Origin of the sequence: Pseudomonas sp. yb_5, from assembly GCF_043103865.1 — a bacterium.
GTDB lineage: Bacteria > Pseudomonadota > Gammaproteobacteria > Pseudomonadales > Pseudomonadaceae > Aquipseudomonas > Aquipseudomonas putida_Y.
Genome location: NZ_JBICKE010000106.1, coordinates 145,950 through 158,425, shown reverse-complemented (window position 1 = coordinate 158,425; position 12,476 = coordinate 145,950). Strand labels below are relative to the sequence as shown.

The following is a 12,476-nucleotide window of genomic DNA, read 5'->3' as shown; positions in this document are numbered from 1 at the left end:
TCAGAAGCCCCCTCGAACCTCTCCCCCACCCCGCTGTCCTACTTAGCACCACCCAGCCTGTAAACCACGACCTTCGCAGGTGGGTTTGCCCCCGCGCTTGTGTCATCATGCTCCGACCGCCGGTGAGTCCTCCTATAAGCCTTTTCTATGAACAAACCATACGCATTGCTGCTTGCCTTCGCCCTGCTCCAGGGCTGCCAGAGCCTGGCCCCGCAAAAGGCCGAGCCTCCCGTCGCCGAAGCTGGCAAGGGCGAGGCGGAAAAGCCCGTCGTGTATGGCTCGTTCAAGCAGGACACACTCTATAGCCTGTTGGTGGCAGAGCTGGCCGGCCAGCGCAACCGTTTCGACATTGCCCTGGCCAACTACACCGATCAGGCGGCAAAAACCCAGGACCCCGGGGTTTCCGAGCGCGCCTACCGCATTGCCGAGTACCTCGGCGCCGACGAGCCGTCACTGGAGAATGCGCTGGTCTGGGCGCGCAACGATCCGCAGAACCTCGACGCCCAGCGCGCCGCCGCCATTCAGCTGGCCCGCGCCGGTCGCTATGACGAGTCCATGACCTACATGGAAAAGGTACTGCAGGGCCAGGGCGACACCCACTTCGACTTCCTCGCCCTGTCCGCAGCGGAAACTGACTCGGGCACCCGCGACGGCCTGCTACAAAGTTTCGAACGCCTGCTGGTGAAATACCCCGACAACAGCCAGCTGATATTCGGCAAGGCCCTGCTGCTGAACCAGGACGGCAAGACCGAAGAAGCCTTGGAACTGCTCGAGTCGCACCCGCCACAAAACGGCGAAGTCGCCCCGATCCTGCTGCGCGCCCGTCTGCTGCAGGCCTTGGACCGTGGTCCGGAGGCACTGCCACTGCTGCGCGGTGCAATTCGCGACAACCCGGACGACAAACGCCTGCGCCTGACCTACGCTCGCACCCTGGTCGAACAGGACCGTATCGCCGATGCCAAAGGCGAGTTCATCAGCCTGGTCCAGCAATACCCCGATGATGACGAATTGCGCTACTCGCTGGCGCTGGTGTGCCTGGAGAACAAAGACTGGGATGAAGCCGAAGGCTACTTGCAGGAGCTGGTCGAGCGCGACAGCTACGTTGACGCCGCGCACCTGAACCTGGGCCGCATCCACGAGGAGCGCCACGACCCGGTTGGCGCTCTGCGTGAATACGCCCTGGTCGGCCCAGGCCCGGACTACCTGCCGGCACAGCTGCGCCAGGCCGACATCCTGATCGCCAACGGCCGCGGCAGCGATGCCTCGCGCCTGCTCGCCGAAGCGCGCGAAGCCCAGCCAGACTACGCCATCCAGCTATTCCTGATCGAATCGGAAAGCTACAGCAACAACAACAAGGACGCCCAGGCCAACCAGGTGCTGCAGCAAGCCATCAAACGCTACCCGGACGACCTTAACCTGCTTTACACCCGCGCCATGCTGGCCGAGAAGCGCAACGATCTGACGCAAATGGAAAAAGACCTGCGCGCCATCATCGCCCGCGAGCCAGAAAACGCCATGGCCCTGAACGCCTTGGGCTACACCCTGGCCGACCGCACCACCCGCTATGCCGAAGCCAAAGCGCTGATCGACAAGGCCCACCAACTGACCCCCGATGACCCGGCAGTGCTCGACAGCCTGGGTTGGGTCAACTATCGCCTGGGCAACCTCGAGGTAGCTGAAACCTACCTGCGCCAGGCCTTTGCCAACTTCCCCGACCACGAAGTGGCCGCCCACCTGGGCGAAGTGCTGTGGGCCAACGGCAAGCGCCGCGAAGCTCGCCATGTATGGGCCAAAGGCTTCGAAGCCCAGGCCGATAGCCCTATCCTGCGCAAGACCCTCTTGCGCCTGACCGGATCCGAGACTCTTTAACGCCATGTTCCTGCGCCATTGCATCACCTTTTCCTTGATCGCCCTGCTGGCCGGCTGTGCCGGCTTCGGTAGCCGCGAGGCCCTGCAAGGCCACGGCGACCCGCAGCAGTGGCGCGCCCACAAAGAGCAGTTGAGCAGCCTCGATGGCTGGCAGATCGACGGCAAGGTCGGCATCCGCGCCCCGCGCGATTCCGGCAGCGGTACGCTGTTCTGGCTGCAACGTCAGGACTACTACGACATTCGCCTGGCCGGCCCGCTGGGGCGGGGCGCCGCACGCCTGACCGGCCGCCCGGGTGGCGTCGTACTGGAAGTGGCCAATCAGGGCCGCTACGAAGCCGCCAGCCCTGAAGCATTGCTGGAAGAGCAACTGGGCTGGCAACTGCCGGTTTCGCACCTGGTCTGGTGGGTCCGCGGCCTGCCCGCCCCCGACAGCAAGAGCAAGCTGACCCTGGACGGCGACAGCCGTCTGGCCAGCCTGGACCAGGATGGCTGGCAGGTGAAGTACCTGAGCTATACCGAACAGAACGGCTACTGGTTGCCCGAGCGCCTGAAGCTGCACGGCAAGGACCTGGACGTGACCCTGGTGGTCAAGGACTGGCAGCCACGCCAGCTGGGGCACTGATCTCATGCACAAGCTCACCCTGCCCGCCCCGGCCAAGCTCAACCTGTGGCTGCACATCATCGGCCGCCGCGCGGATGGCTACCACGAGCTGGAAACGGTGTTCCAGTTTCTCGACCACGGCGACGAACTGAGCTTCGCCCTGCGTGACGATGGCGTGATCCACTTGCACTCCGAGATCGAGGCAGTCCCCCACGACAGCAACCTGATCGTGCGGGCCGCGCGCATGCTGCAAGCACAATCGGGCACCACACTCGGCGCCGACATCTGGCTGAACAAGGTACTGCCCATGGGCGGAGGTATCGGCGGCGGCAGCTCGGACGCCGCGACCACCCTGCTGGCCCTCGCCCACCTGTGGCAACTGGACTGGGACGAAGACCGCTTGGCCGCACTGGGTCTGAGCCTGGGCGCCGATGTGCCGGTGTTCGTACGCGGCCACGCGGCGTTCGCGCAAGGTGTAGGGGAGCAACTGACCCCGGTCGACCCGATCGAACCCTGGTATGTCGTGCTGGTGCCGCAAGTGTCTGTCAGTACAGTAGAAATTTTTTCACATCCGCAGTTGACACGTGATTCACTCCCCCTTAAGATGCGCCCCGTTCCCGAGGGAAACAGTCGAAATGACTGCCAACCGGTGGTAGAGCAGAATTACCCGGAAGTTCGCAATGCGTTGAATTCACTGGGAAAATTCACTGAGGCTCGACTAACCGGCACTGGAAGTTGTGTGTTTGGGGCCTTCCCAAGCAAAGCCGAAGCTGATAAAGTTCTGGCCCTTCTTTCAGCGACCCAAACAGGGTTTGTGGCGAAAGGAAGCAATGTTTCGATGTTGCATCGCAAGCTGCAAAGTCTGGTCAAGAAGTCGAGCGCATGAGCGTTCGCAGCAACAGATACAGGGGCGTCGCCAAGCGGTAAGGCAGCAGGTTTTGATCCTGCCATGCGTTGGTTCGAATCCAGCCGCCCCTGCCATTTTCCTTATACTCATCCAGGTATACCCTCAGCCTTCAGGTACTGCGCGTGTCCAAGATGATGGTCTTTACGGGGAACGCTAACCCCGATCTGGCTCGGCGTGTCGTACGTCAGCTGCATATCCCTCTCGGTGACGTCTCTGTCGGTAAATTCTCCGACGGCGAGATCAGTACTGAGATCAATGAAAATGTTCGCGGTAAAGACGTTTTCATTATTCAGCCGACCTGCGCCCCGACCAACGATAACCTGATGGAACTGGTAGTGATGGCCGACGCCTTCCGCCGCTCCTCAGCATCCCGAATCACCGCCGTGATTCCCTACTTCGGATATGCCCGCCAGGACCGCCGTCCGCGTTCGGCACGTGTAGCCATCAGCGCCAAAGTCGTTGCTGACATGCTCACTGTCGTAGGTATCGACCGTGTACTCACCGTTGACCTGCACGCTGACCAGATCCAAGGCTTCTTCGATATCCCCGTCGACAACATCTACGGCTCGCCCGTACTGGTTGACGACATCGAAGACCAGCGTTTCGAGAACCTGATGATCGTTTCCCCGGACATCGGTGGTGTCGTGCGCGCACGCGCTGTCGCCAAGTCCCTGGGCGTCGATCTGGGTATCATCGACAAACGCCGCGAGAAGGCTAACCACTCCGAGGTTATGCACATCATCGGCGACGTCGAAGGGCGCACCTGCATCCTGGTAGACGACATGGTCGACACCGCCGGCACCCTGTGCCACGCGGCCAAAGCCCTGAAAGAGCACGGCGCTGCCAAGGTTTACGCCTACTGCACGCACCCTGTTTTGTCGGGCCGCGCGATCGAGAACATCGAGAAGTCGGTACTGGACGAGCTGGTGGTGACCAACACCGTTCCGCTGTCCGCCGCTGCTCAAGCCTGTGATCGTATCCGCCAGCTGGATATCGCACCGGTTGTCGCTGAAGCGGTACGCCGCATCAGCAACGAAGAATCGATCAGCGCGATGTTCCGCTAAGCGGAACACACGCTGACGAAAAGCGCCCCGCCCCAACACAGGTTGTTGGGGCGGGGCTTTTTTGCCATCCCCGCTGGCGCTGGTCGCAAACGCCCTCGGGGGGCTATTTTGGAGAAACAAAATGACCGAATTCACCCTGAACGCTCAAGCGCGTACTGACCTGGGGAAAGGTGCGAGCCGCCGCCTGCGTCACTCCGCCAACATCCCAGCCGTTGTCTACGGTGGTAACAAGGACGCTCAGTCCCTGACCATCCTGGCCAAGGAAATCACCAAGCTGTTCGACAACGAGGCTGCCTTCAGCCACGTTCTGGAACTGAACGTCGACGGCGCCAAGCAAAACGTCATCGTCAAGGCCCTGCAGCGCCACCCGGCCAAAGGCTTCATCATGCACGCCGACTTCGTTCGCGTCGTTGCTGGCCAGAAACTGACCGCCAAGGTTCCGGTTCACTTCATCAACGAAGAAGCCCCGGCCAAGAAAGGCGGCGAGATCTCCCACGTTGAGTCCGAGATCGAAGTTTCCTGCGAAGCCAAAGACCTGCCTGAGTTCATCGAAGTTGACCTGGCCAACGCCGAAGTCGGCACCATCATCCACCTGTCGGACCTGAAAGCTCCGAAAGGCGTAGAGTTCGTCGCTCTGGCCCACGGTGATGACAAAGCTGTTGCCAACGTTCACGCTCCACGCGTTGCTCCAGAAGCAGAAGGCGCTGCCGAGTAATCCACTCGCACGCCGGCGTTGATCGGGTTACAGTGCCGCGCGCACTGTAACCCACCAACTCCAAGGAAGAGCCCCTGACGTGACCGCCATCCAGTTGATCGTCGGCCTGGGTAACCCCGGCCCCGAATACGAACAGACCCGGCATAACGCAGGGGCTCTTTTCGTTGAACGCATTGCCAGCGCCCAGCGTGTTTCGCTGACCGCTGACAAAAAATATTTCGGCCTGACGGCTAAATTCAGCCATCAGGGCAACGACGTTCGTTTGTTGATCCCCACCACCTACATGAACCGCAGCGGCCAGTCCGTAGCGGCCTTGGCCAATTTCTTCCGCATCAAGCCGGAAGCGATACTGGTGGCACACGACGAACTCGATCTGCCCCCGGGCGTTGCCAAGCTCAAGCGCGGCGGCGGCCATGGTGGGCACAACGGCCTGCGCGACATCATCGCGCAGCTCGGCAACCAGAACGATTTCCACCGCCTGCGGCTTGGCATCGGCCACCCGGGTGACGCCAAACTGGTCTCCAACTTCGTCCTGGGCCGCGCGCCGCGCGCCGAGCAGGAGAAGCTCGACGCCAGCATCGATTTTGCCCTCGGCGTGCTGCCGGACGTGCTTGCCGGCGATTTCGCCAAGGCGATGCGCGAGCTGCACAGCCAGAAGGCCTGATTTCCTTTAGAGAGGGGAATACCCATGGGTTTCAATTGCGGCATCGTCGGCCTGCCCAACGTCGGCAAGTCCACCCTGTTCAACGCCCTGACCAAGTCTGGCATCGCGGCGGAGAATTTCCCCTTCTGCACCATCGAGCCAAACAGCGGCATCGTGCCTATGCCCGACGCGCGCCTGGCTGCACTGGCTGAAATCGTCAAGCCAAACCGCATCCTGCCGACCACCATGGAATTCGTCGACATCGCCGGCCTGGTTGCCGGTGCCTCGAAAGGCGAAGGCCTTGGCAACAAGTTCCTCGCCAACATCCGCGAGACCGATGCCATTGCCCATGTGGTGCGCTGCTTCGAAGACGAGAACGTGATCCACGTTTCCAACAGCGTCGACCCCAAGCGTGACATCGAGATCATCGACCTCGAACTGATCTTCGCCGACCTCGACAGCTGCGAAAAGCAACTGCAGAAGGTAGCCCGCAACGCCAAGGGCGGCGACAAGGAAGCCTTGGCGCAAAAGGCCATTCTGGAAAAGCTGATCCCGCACTTCACCGAAGGCAAGCCTGCGCGCAGCCTGATGAAGCACATGGCTGACGACGAAAAGGCCGTCATCCGTGGCTTCCACCTACTGACCAGCAAGCCAGTGATGTACATCGCCAACGTGGCCGAAGACGGCTTCGACAACAACCCGCACCTGGACGTGGTCAAGGCCATTGCCGAGGAAGAAGGCGCGGTAGTGGTGCCGGTGTGCAACAAGATCGAAGCGGAAATCGCCGAGCTGGAAGACGGTGAAGAGAAAGACATGTTCCTCGAGGCCCTGGGCCTGGAAGAGCCTGGCCTGAACCGCGTGATCCGCGCCGGTTACGAGCTGCTGAACCTGCAGACCTACTTCACTGCCGGCGTGCAGGAAGTACGCGCCTGGACCGTACGCGTCGGTGCCACTGCCCCGCAGGCAGCCGGCGTTATCCACACCGACTTCGAAAAAGGCTTCATCCGCGCTGAAGTGGTGGCCTATGACGACTTCATCCAGTTCAAGGGTGAAGCCGGTGCCAAGGAAGCCGGTAAGTGGCGTCTGGAAGGCAAGGATTACATCGTCAAAGATGGCGACGTGATGCACTTCCGCTTCAACGTCTAAGCGGTAACCTGCAGCACACACAAACCCCTTGAGGCTTGCGCTTCAAGGGGTTTTGTTTTGCCCAGGCATGCGCGCCCCTTGCAGGGGCGGCCTTGTGTCGCGCTGTGCCGCAAAGCGGCCCCCGCCCCCAGCATCTAAGCTGAGGTTCAGCGCCCTTCTCGCCCAGAGCCGACACCATGCCCCAACCCACTCGTTTCGACTGGCAACGCTGGTTACCCGGCCTGGCCACCCTGCTCCACTACAAGGCAGCCTGGCTACCCAAGGACATCGCCGCCGGCCTGGTGCTCACCACCATGCTGGTACCTGTGGGCATCGCCTACGCCGAGGCTTCCGGCGTCCCCGGCATCTATGGCCTGTACGCCACCATCATCCCCCTGTTGGCCTATGCCCTGTTCGGCCCCAGCCGCATCCTGGTGCTGGGCCCGGACTCGGCGCTGGCCGCGCCTATCCTGGCTGTGGTGGTGCAATACGCGGCCAGCGACCCGCAGCAGGCGATCGCCATCGCCAGCATGATGGCCCTGGTCGCCGGGGCGTTCTGTGTGATTGCCGGGCTGCTGCGCCTGGGCTTTATCACCGAGTTGCTGTCCAAGCCCATCCGCTATGGATACATGAACGGCATCGCCCTGACCGTATTGATCAGCCAGTTGCCCAAGCTGTTCGGCATCAAAGTCGACAGCGAAGGGCCCTTGCGCGACCTTTGGTACTTGGGCCAGGCGCTGTTCGCCGGCCAAGGGCACTGGCCAAGCTTCATCGTGGGTGCCGGTAGCCTGGGGCTGATTCTGCTGCTCAAACCGTTCAAGCGCCTGCCGGGCATCCTGATCGCCGTGGTACTGGCGACGCTGGCAGTGAGCCTGTTCAACCTTGATCAGGTGGGCGTCAAGGTACTCGGGCAATTGCCCCAGGGCCTGCCCAGCTTCGTCTTCCCCTGGGTAAGCGACATCGACCTGATAGAAGTGTTACTGGGCGGGATTGCAGTAGCGCTGGTGTCGTTCGCCGACACCAGTGTGCTGTCACGCTCCTATGCTGCACGCCTCAAGATGCGGGTAAACCCCAACCAGGAAATGTTCGGCCTGGGCGTCGCCAACCTGGCCTCGGGGCTGTTTCAGGGAATCCCGATCAGCAGCAGTTCATCGCGCACCCCCGTGGCTGAAGCCGCCGGCTCGCAAACCCAGCTCACCGGCATCATCGGCGCGCTGGCGGTGACCCTGTTGCTGCTGGTAGCCCCCGATCTGATGCAACACCTGCCCAACAGTGCTTTGGCTGCGGTGGTCATTGCCGCAGCACTGGGGCTGTTCGAGTTTGCTGACCTCAAGCGTATCTTCCGCATGCAGCAGTGGGAGTTCTGGCTGTCGTTCACCTGCTTTGTCGGCGTGGCGGTGTTCGGCGCCATTCCCGGTATCGGCATTGCTGTGGCGGTGTCGGTAATCGAGTTCCTGTGGGACGGCTGGCGGCCGCACTACGCGGTGCTCGGCCGGGCCGATGGGCTGCGCGGATACCATGACATACAGCGTTATCCACAAGCCCGGCGTATTCCAGGGCTGGTGCTGCTGCGCTGGGACGCGCCGTTGTTCTTTGCCAACGCCGAACAATTCCAGAACACGGTGATGGCGGCGGTGGACGCGTCGCCAACGCCTGTGCAGCGGGTAGTGATTGCCGCTGAGCCCGTGACCAGCATCGATATCACTTCAGCGGACATGCTGGCCGAGCTGGACCGGGCACTGGAAGCGCGAGGGGTGGAGCTGCAGTTTGCCGAAATGAAGGACCCGGTGAAGGACAAGATGCGGCAGTTCGAGTTGTTCGAGCCTATAGGGGAGAAGGCCTTTCATCCGACGGTGGGCGCAGCGGTGGATGCCTATCTGGAAGAGAGTGGGGTTGATTGGCAACCCTGAGTTTCCTGGGAGCCGGGCTTAACCGCTAAGAAGCCCGCGCCGACTCCGAAGCCGGTCAATCCAGATCAACATGCCGCTGGCGTACACCGATACCGCCAGAAACAGCGCCATACGCACCGCAAACGCCTTGTACACATCCTGCCCAGCAGCACTGTCCTGCACCGACTGCCCCAGCAAGATCAGCATGGTCGTCAGGCAACTGACCCAGTATGCCGGGCTCTGCCGGCTCAGCACCGCCTGGTACAGGCGCCGCGCCTGCCAGAGGGCGAACAGCAGTACCCACAAGAAGAACATCCACAGGTGAACGAACAGGCTCAGCGCTACCCATAGCGCTATTGCCAACACCCCGGCAAGCAAGGTTGAACCGATCAGCTCTCGGCTCGCGTGCCGCGCGCGGGTTTCGCCTGCTTGTTGCCCCACACTCACGGCCTTCATGATCAACGGCATGTACTGGTCAGGGGCGATCAATGCCAGCAGAAAGGCTGGCATCACGATCAACGTGGCACGCAGCGCCACCCAACTGACATGCTCGCTGCCCAGCAGCGGCGGCACCGGCTGTGCTGGCGCATTGGCAGGTTCGGGGAACAACGAATGCGCCACTGACGTGCCCAGCACTGCCAGCAGCATGCCTTTGGCCAGCGCTTCGACCACCGACAGTGCCAGGGTGAAGTCACTGGTACCGGCAGCGGCGATCATGGTCAGGCCGATCACCAGCAGGTTGGCCAGCAAGCCGTTGCCGCCCTTCAGCGCATAGCGCAAGGTCAGGAAAACACCCACCCCGACCAGTAACACCCCGGCCAACGGAGCATGGCGCAACAGCGGAATCAGCAGCAAACCGCTGCCGCATGCGAGCAGCACCAGTAACGCCAGGGCCGGTGCTACACGCAGGGGCAATGGCTGACTGCGCATGGCCAGCAACAGCACCGCAAACACCGGCGCCAGGATCGGCACCGGCAAGCCGATACCAAAGCTCACCGCCAGGCACAGCGCCACGCCCCAGGCCAGGCGCAGTGCGCGCAGGCGGCGCAATTCAATAGGCATACGACAGCCAGCTCATCAGCCACATGAACAACCGGCCCAGCAGGTTCATTGGGTTACCTTCGCTAGGCAGGGCCATGACCTCGGCCTGACCACCGACCCGCAGCACGGTCTTGTCCTGAAGCTGGTCGCGCTCCAGCTCCACAATAACCGGGAAACGCTGCGCCGAACGCAGCCACTCGCGGCTGTTCTTCACGGTCGGCAGCGTACCCGGCGGCGTGCTCTGGCCCACGCTAACGCCGTAGCCAATGCTGCGTATGCGCCCCTTCAACACGGTGCCAGGTAGCGCATCGAGCACTACCAGCACCGGGGTATCAGGGCGCAAGCGCCCGAGGTTGTTCTCGGTCATGTCGGCACTTATCCACACGTCATGGATACTGATCAGGGTCATCATCGGGCTGCCCGCCCCGACATAATGGCCAACGTCTGTGCGCAGGTCGGTGATCAGCCCGTTCGCGTCGGCACGCACCACGGTACGGGCAAGATCCAGGCGAGCCTTTTCCACATTGGCCGCAGCGCTGCGCAGTTGGGCGTTGTCATCCTGTGCCCCGCCCTGCTGCTCACGGGCGCGCTCCACCTCAGCACGGGCCGCCGCCACTTGGCTGATGGCCTGGTCGCGGTTGGCCTGGGCGCCTTCCAGGCGGCGCACCGACACCGTACCGGGGTCTTCGTCAATCAGCCGTTTGAGGCGCTCGGCGTCCTGCCGCGCCTTGCGCGCGTTGGCCTGGGCAGCCACCAGCGCTGCCTGCGCCGAATCGATGCCGGCGGTACTGGCCCCAATCTGCCGGCGCACGGTATCGAGGTCGGCTTCGGCGCGGGCCAGGGCAATGCGGTATTGCTCCTGATCGAGTTCGAACAGCACATCGCCCTGGCGCACCTCCTGGTTGTTGCCCACGGCCACACGCTTGATCTGCCCGGCCACTTCGGCGGCCACCGGGACCACGTAAGCCTGCAGGCGGGCTTGCTGGGTGTATGGCGTAAATCGGTCAGCCAGCAAGTACCAGAGCAGGCTGACGGCAATCAGCAGCAGCACCCAGCGCATGCCGCGATCCGGGGCTGACGGGGGCGGCGTTGGCGTGGCGTCGCTCATTCGGTTTCACCTTGTGCATGCGCGGTGGGGGCTGGCTCGTCGAGCAACTCGCCCCAGTCGGTGCGTTGTTGCATTTGTTGGCGGGTGGCTGGGTCGATCGGCGCGCGGCTGGCATCCCAACCACCACCCAGAGCCTTGTACAAGGTCACCAGGCTGCTGACCGCGTTGCCACGGCTGACCAGGTAACCGTCCTGTTGCTGCAACAGCAGTTGCTGAGCATCGAGCACCCGCTGAAAATCGGCGAAGCCTTCGCGGTATTGCGAGCTGGCCAGATTCAGCGAGCGTTGCGCAGCCTGAGAGGCCTGGTCGCGAATGGTTGCACTCTGCAGCGAGCGCACCAGCCCGCTGGCAGCATCGTCGGCCTCACGGGCGGCTTCGCGCACGCCCTGCTGGTACAGCTCGATCAGTTGCTGCAAGCGGGCATCCTCCACGCGTACGGTGTTCTTGCGCCGGCCATAGTCGAACGGGTTCCAGATCAGGCTTGGGCCAGCAGCCAGGTCGAAGGTGTCGGGCAGATGATTGGCCGATAAAAAGGTCCAGCCGATACTGCCGAGCAAGCTCAGCTGTGGATAAAGATCGGCCTCGGCCACCCCGACCAGTGCCGACTGCGCTGCCACTGCCTGCTCGGCGGCGCGGATGTCCGGGCGGCGCTGCAGCAGGCTGGCAGGTACATCCTGCAACACTGCCCGGTCAGGCAAGGGCAGCTGGCCATGGCCGACCGCCAGCTGCGGCAGCGGCCCGGGCGGGCGGCCGAGCAGCGAGCACAGCACATTGCGCAGGGCATTGAGCTGGTTCTCGAACTCGGGAATGGTGGCCAGGGTCGCCAGATATTGAGTACGCGCCTGCTGCCAGTCGAGCTCGTCATTTTCGCCGTGGCGGAACAACCGCTCAGTGATCTCCAGGCTACGCGCCTGACGCTTGGCGTTCTCTTGCGCGATAGCCAGCCGCGCTTCGGCGGTACGCAGGGCAAAGTAGGTGTCGGCCACTTGCGCACGCAGCAGCAGCATGGCGTCGGCGTAGTTGGCCTGGGAGGCGAAGTAGGCGGCGTCGGCGCTTTCGATGGCGCGACTGAAGCGGCCCCAGAAGTCAATTTCCCAGCCGATGTCGAATCCCACGCTGGATTGCCAGAACACTGAATCACGGGCCGAAGGCGTACCAGACTGATTCTGCTTCAGGTACAGGCTCTGCGCACTCAGTTGCTGCAGCTGCGGATAACGCCCGGTCTGCACGATGGCCAACTGGGCACGGGCTTCAGCGATACGCAGGCCAGCCACGCGCAGGTTGGTGTTGTTGGTATCGGCTTCGGCTATCAGCGCATCCAGCGTCGGGTCGGCAAACACCGCCCACCACTGGCGCAGGTCGGGGGCCGCCGCGCTGTGCCCTGCCTGCTCCAGCATTGGCGTGCTCCAGCCGTCCAGCCACGGCGCTTGGGGCTTCTCGAAATCCGGACCAACCTGAGTGCAACCAGCCAGCACCATCAGCAGCCCCAGGCCATAGCAGCGGTTGGGCATGGC

Annotated in this window: 11 protein-coding genes and 1 tRNA gene; 9 read left to right on the top strand and 3 right to left on the bottom strand. The window is 62.8% G+C overall.

The features are described 5' to 3' along the window. Positions 1–147: 147 nt before the first annotated feature. The 9 genes from ACF8GF_RS19760 (at position 148) to ACF8GF_RS19720 (ending at position 8,834) form a co-directional block, all read left to right on the top strand. The gene (locus ACF8GF_RS19760) at positions 148–1,869 is read left to right on the top strand and encodes a tetratricopeptide repeat protein (RefSeq protein WP_176684960.1); all 1,722 of its coding nucleotides are present in this window, start codon (positions 148–150) and stop codon (positions 1,867–1,869) included. Positions 1,870–1,873: 4 nt separating this feature from the next. Further along, positions 1,874–2,491, top strand: coding sequence for a lipoprotein insertase outer membrane protein LolB (lolB, locus tag ACF8GF_RS19755; RefSeq protein WP_392488467.1), 618 nt, complete (start codon positions 1,874–1,876; stop codon positions 2,489–2,491). A gap of 4 nt (positions 2,492–2,495) precedes the next feature. Beyond that, complete coding sequence (gene ispE, locus ACF8GF_RS19750) at positions 2,496–3,356, top strand: 4-(cytidine 5'-diphospho)-2-C-methyl-D-erythritol kinase (RefSeq protein ID WP_176684958.1); 861 nt, start codon at positions 2,496–2,498, stop codon at positions 3,354–3,356. A gap of 20 nt (positions 3,357–3,376) precedes the next feature. Then, positions 3,377–3,451: transfer RNA gene (locus ACF8GF_RS19745), tRNA-Gln, on the top strand. A 48-nt stretch (positions 3,452–3,499) separates the two neighbouring features. Further along, positions 3,500–4,441 (top strand): ribose-phosphate pyrophosphokinase, encoded by a 942-nt coding sequence (locus tag ACF8GF_RS19740; protein WP_003247410.1) that lies wholly within the window; start codon positions 3,500–3,502, stop codon positions 4,439–4,441. 121 nt (positions 4,442–4,562) lie between these two features. Beyond that, positions 4,563–5,156 carry a 50S ribosomal protein L25/general stress protein Ctc gene (locus tag ACF8GF_RS19735; RefSeq protein ID WP_176684957.1) on the top strand — a complete coding sequence of 198 codons (594 nt, stop codon included), beginning with the start codon at positions 4,563–4,565 and terminating at the stop codon, positions 5,154–5,156. A gap of 79 nt (positions 5,157–5,235) precedes the next feature. Continuing rightward, positions 5,236–5,820, top strand: a complete 585-nt coding sequence (gene pth / locus ACF8GF_RS19730; protein WP_012270476.1) for an aminoacyl-tRNA hydrolase — start codon at positions 5,236–5,238, stop codon at positions 5,818–5,820. Between the two features lie 24 nt (positions 5,821–5,844). Then, positions 5,845–6,945 carry a redox-regulated ATPase YchF gene (ychF, locus tag ACF8GF_RS19725; protein WP_021784760.1) on the top strand — a complete coding sequence of 367 codons (1,101 nt, stop codon included), beginning with the start codon at positions 5,845–5,847 and terminating at the stop codon, positions 6,943–6,945. A 176-nt stretch (positions 6,946–7,121) separates the two neighbouring features. Then, positions 7,122–8,834, top strand: a complete 1,713-nt coding sequence (locus tag ACF8GF_RS19720; RefSeq protein WP_176684956.1) for a SulP family inorganic anion transporter — start codon at positions 7,122–7,124, stop codon at positions 8,832–8,834. A gap of 18 nt (positions 8,835–8,852) precedes the next feature. Here the strand turns inward: ACF8GF_RS19720 and ACF8GF_RS19715 are convergent, their stop codons facing one another. The 3 genes from ACF8GF_RS19715 to ACF8GF_RS19705 are packed head-to-tail and all read right to left on the bottom strand — an operon-like array spanning position 8,853 to position 12,473. After that, the gene (locus tag ACF8GF_RS19715; RefSeq protein WP_392488466.1) at positions 8,853–9,875 is read right to left on the bottom strand and encodes a DUF2955 domain-containing protein; all 1,023 of its coding nucleotides are present in this window, start codon (positions 9,873–9,875) and stop codon (positions 8,853–8,855) included. After that, positions 9,865–10,962, bottom strand: a complete 1,098-nt coding sequence (locus tag ACF8GF_RS19710; protein WP_392460927.1) for an HlyD family secretion protein — start codon at positions 10,960–10,962, stop codon at positions 9,865–9,867. The genes ACF8GF_RS19715 and ACF8GF_RS19710 overlap by 11 nt, the downstream gene beginning before the upstream one ends. Continuing rightward, the gene (locus tag ACF8GF_RS19705; protein WP_392460925.1) at positions 10,959–12,473 is read right to left on the bottom strand and encodes an efflux transporter outer membrane subunit; all 1,515 of its coding nucleotides are present in this window, start codon (positions 12,471–12,473) and stop codon (positions 10,959–10,961) included. Before ACF8GF_RS19705 ends, ACF8GF_RS19710 begins: the two co-directional genes overlap by 4 nt. Positions 12,474–12,476: the final 3 nt, after the last annotated feature.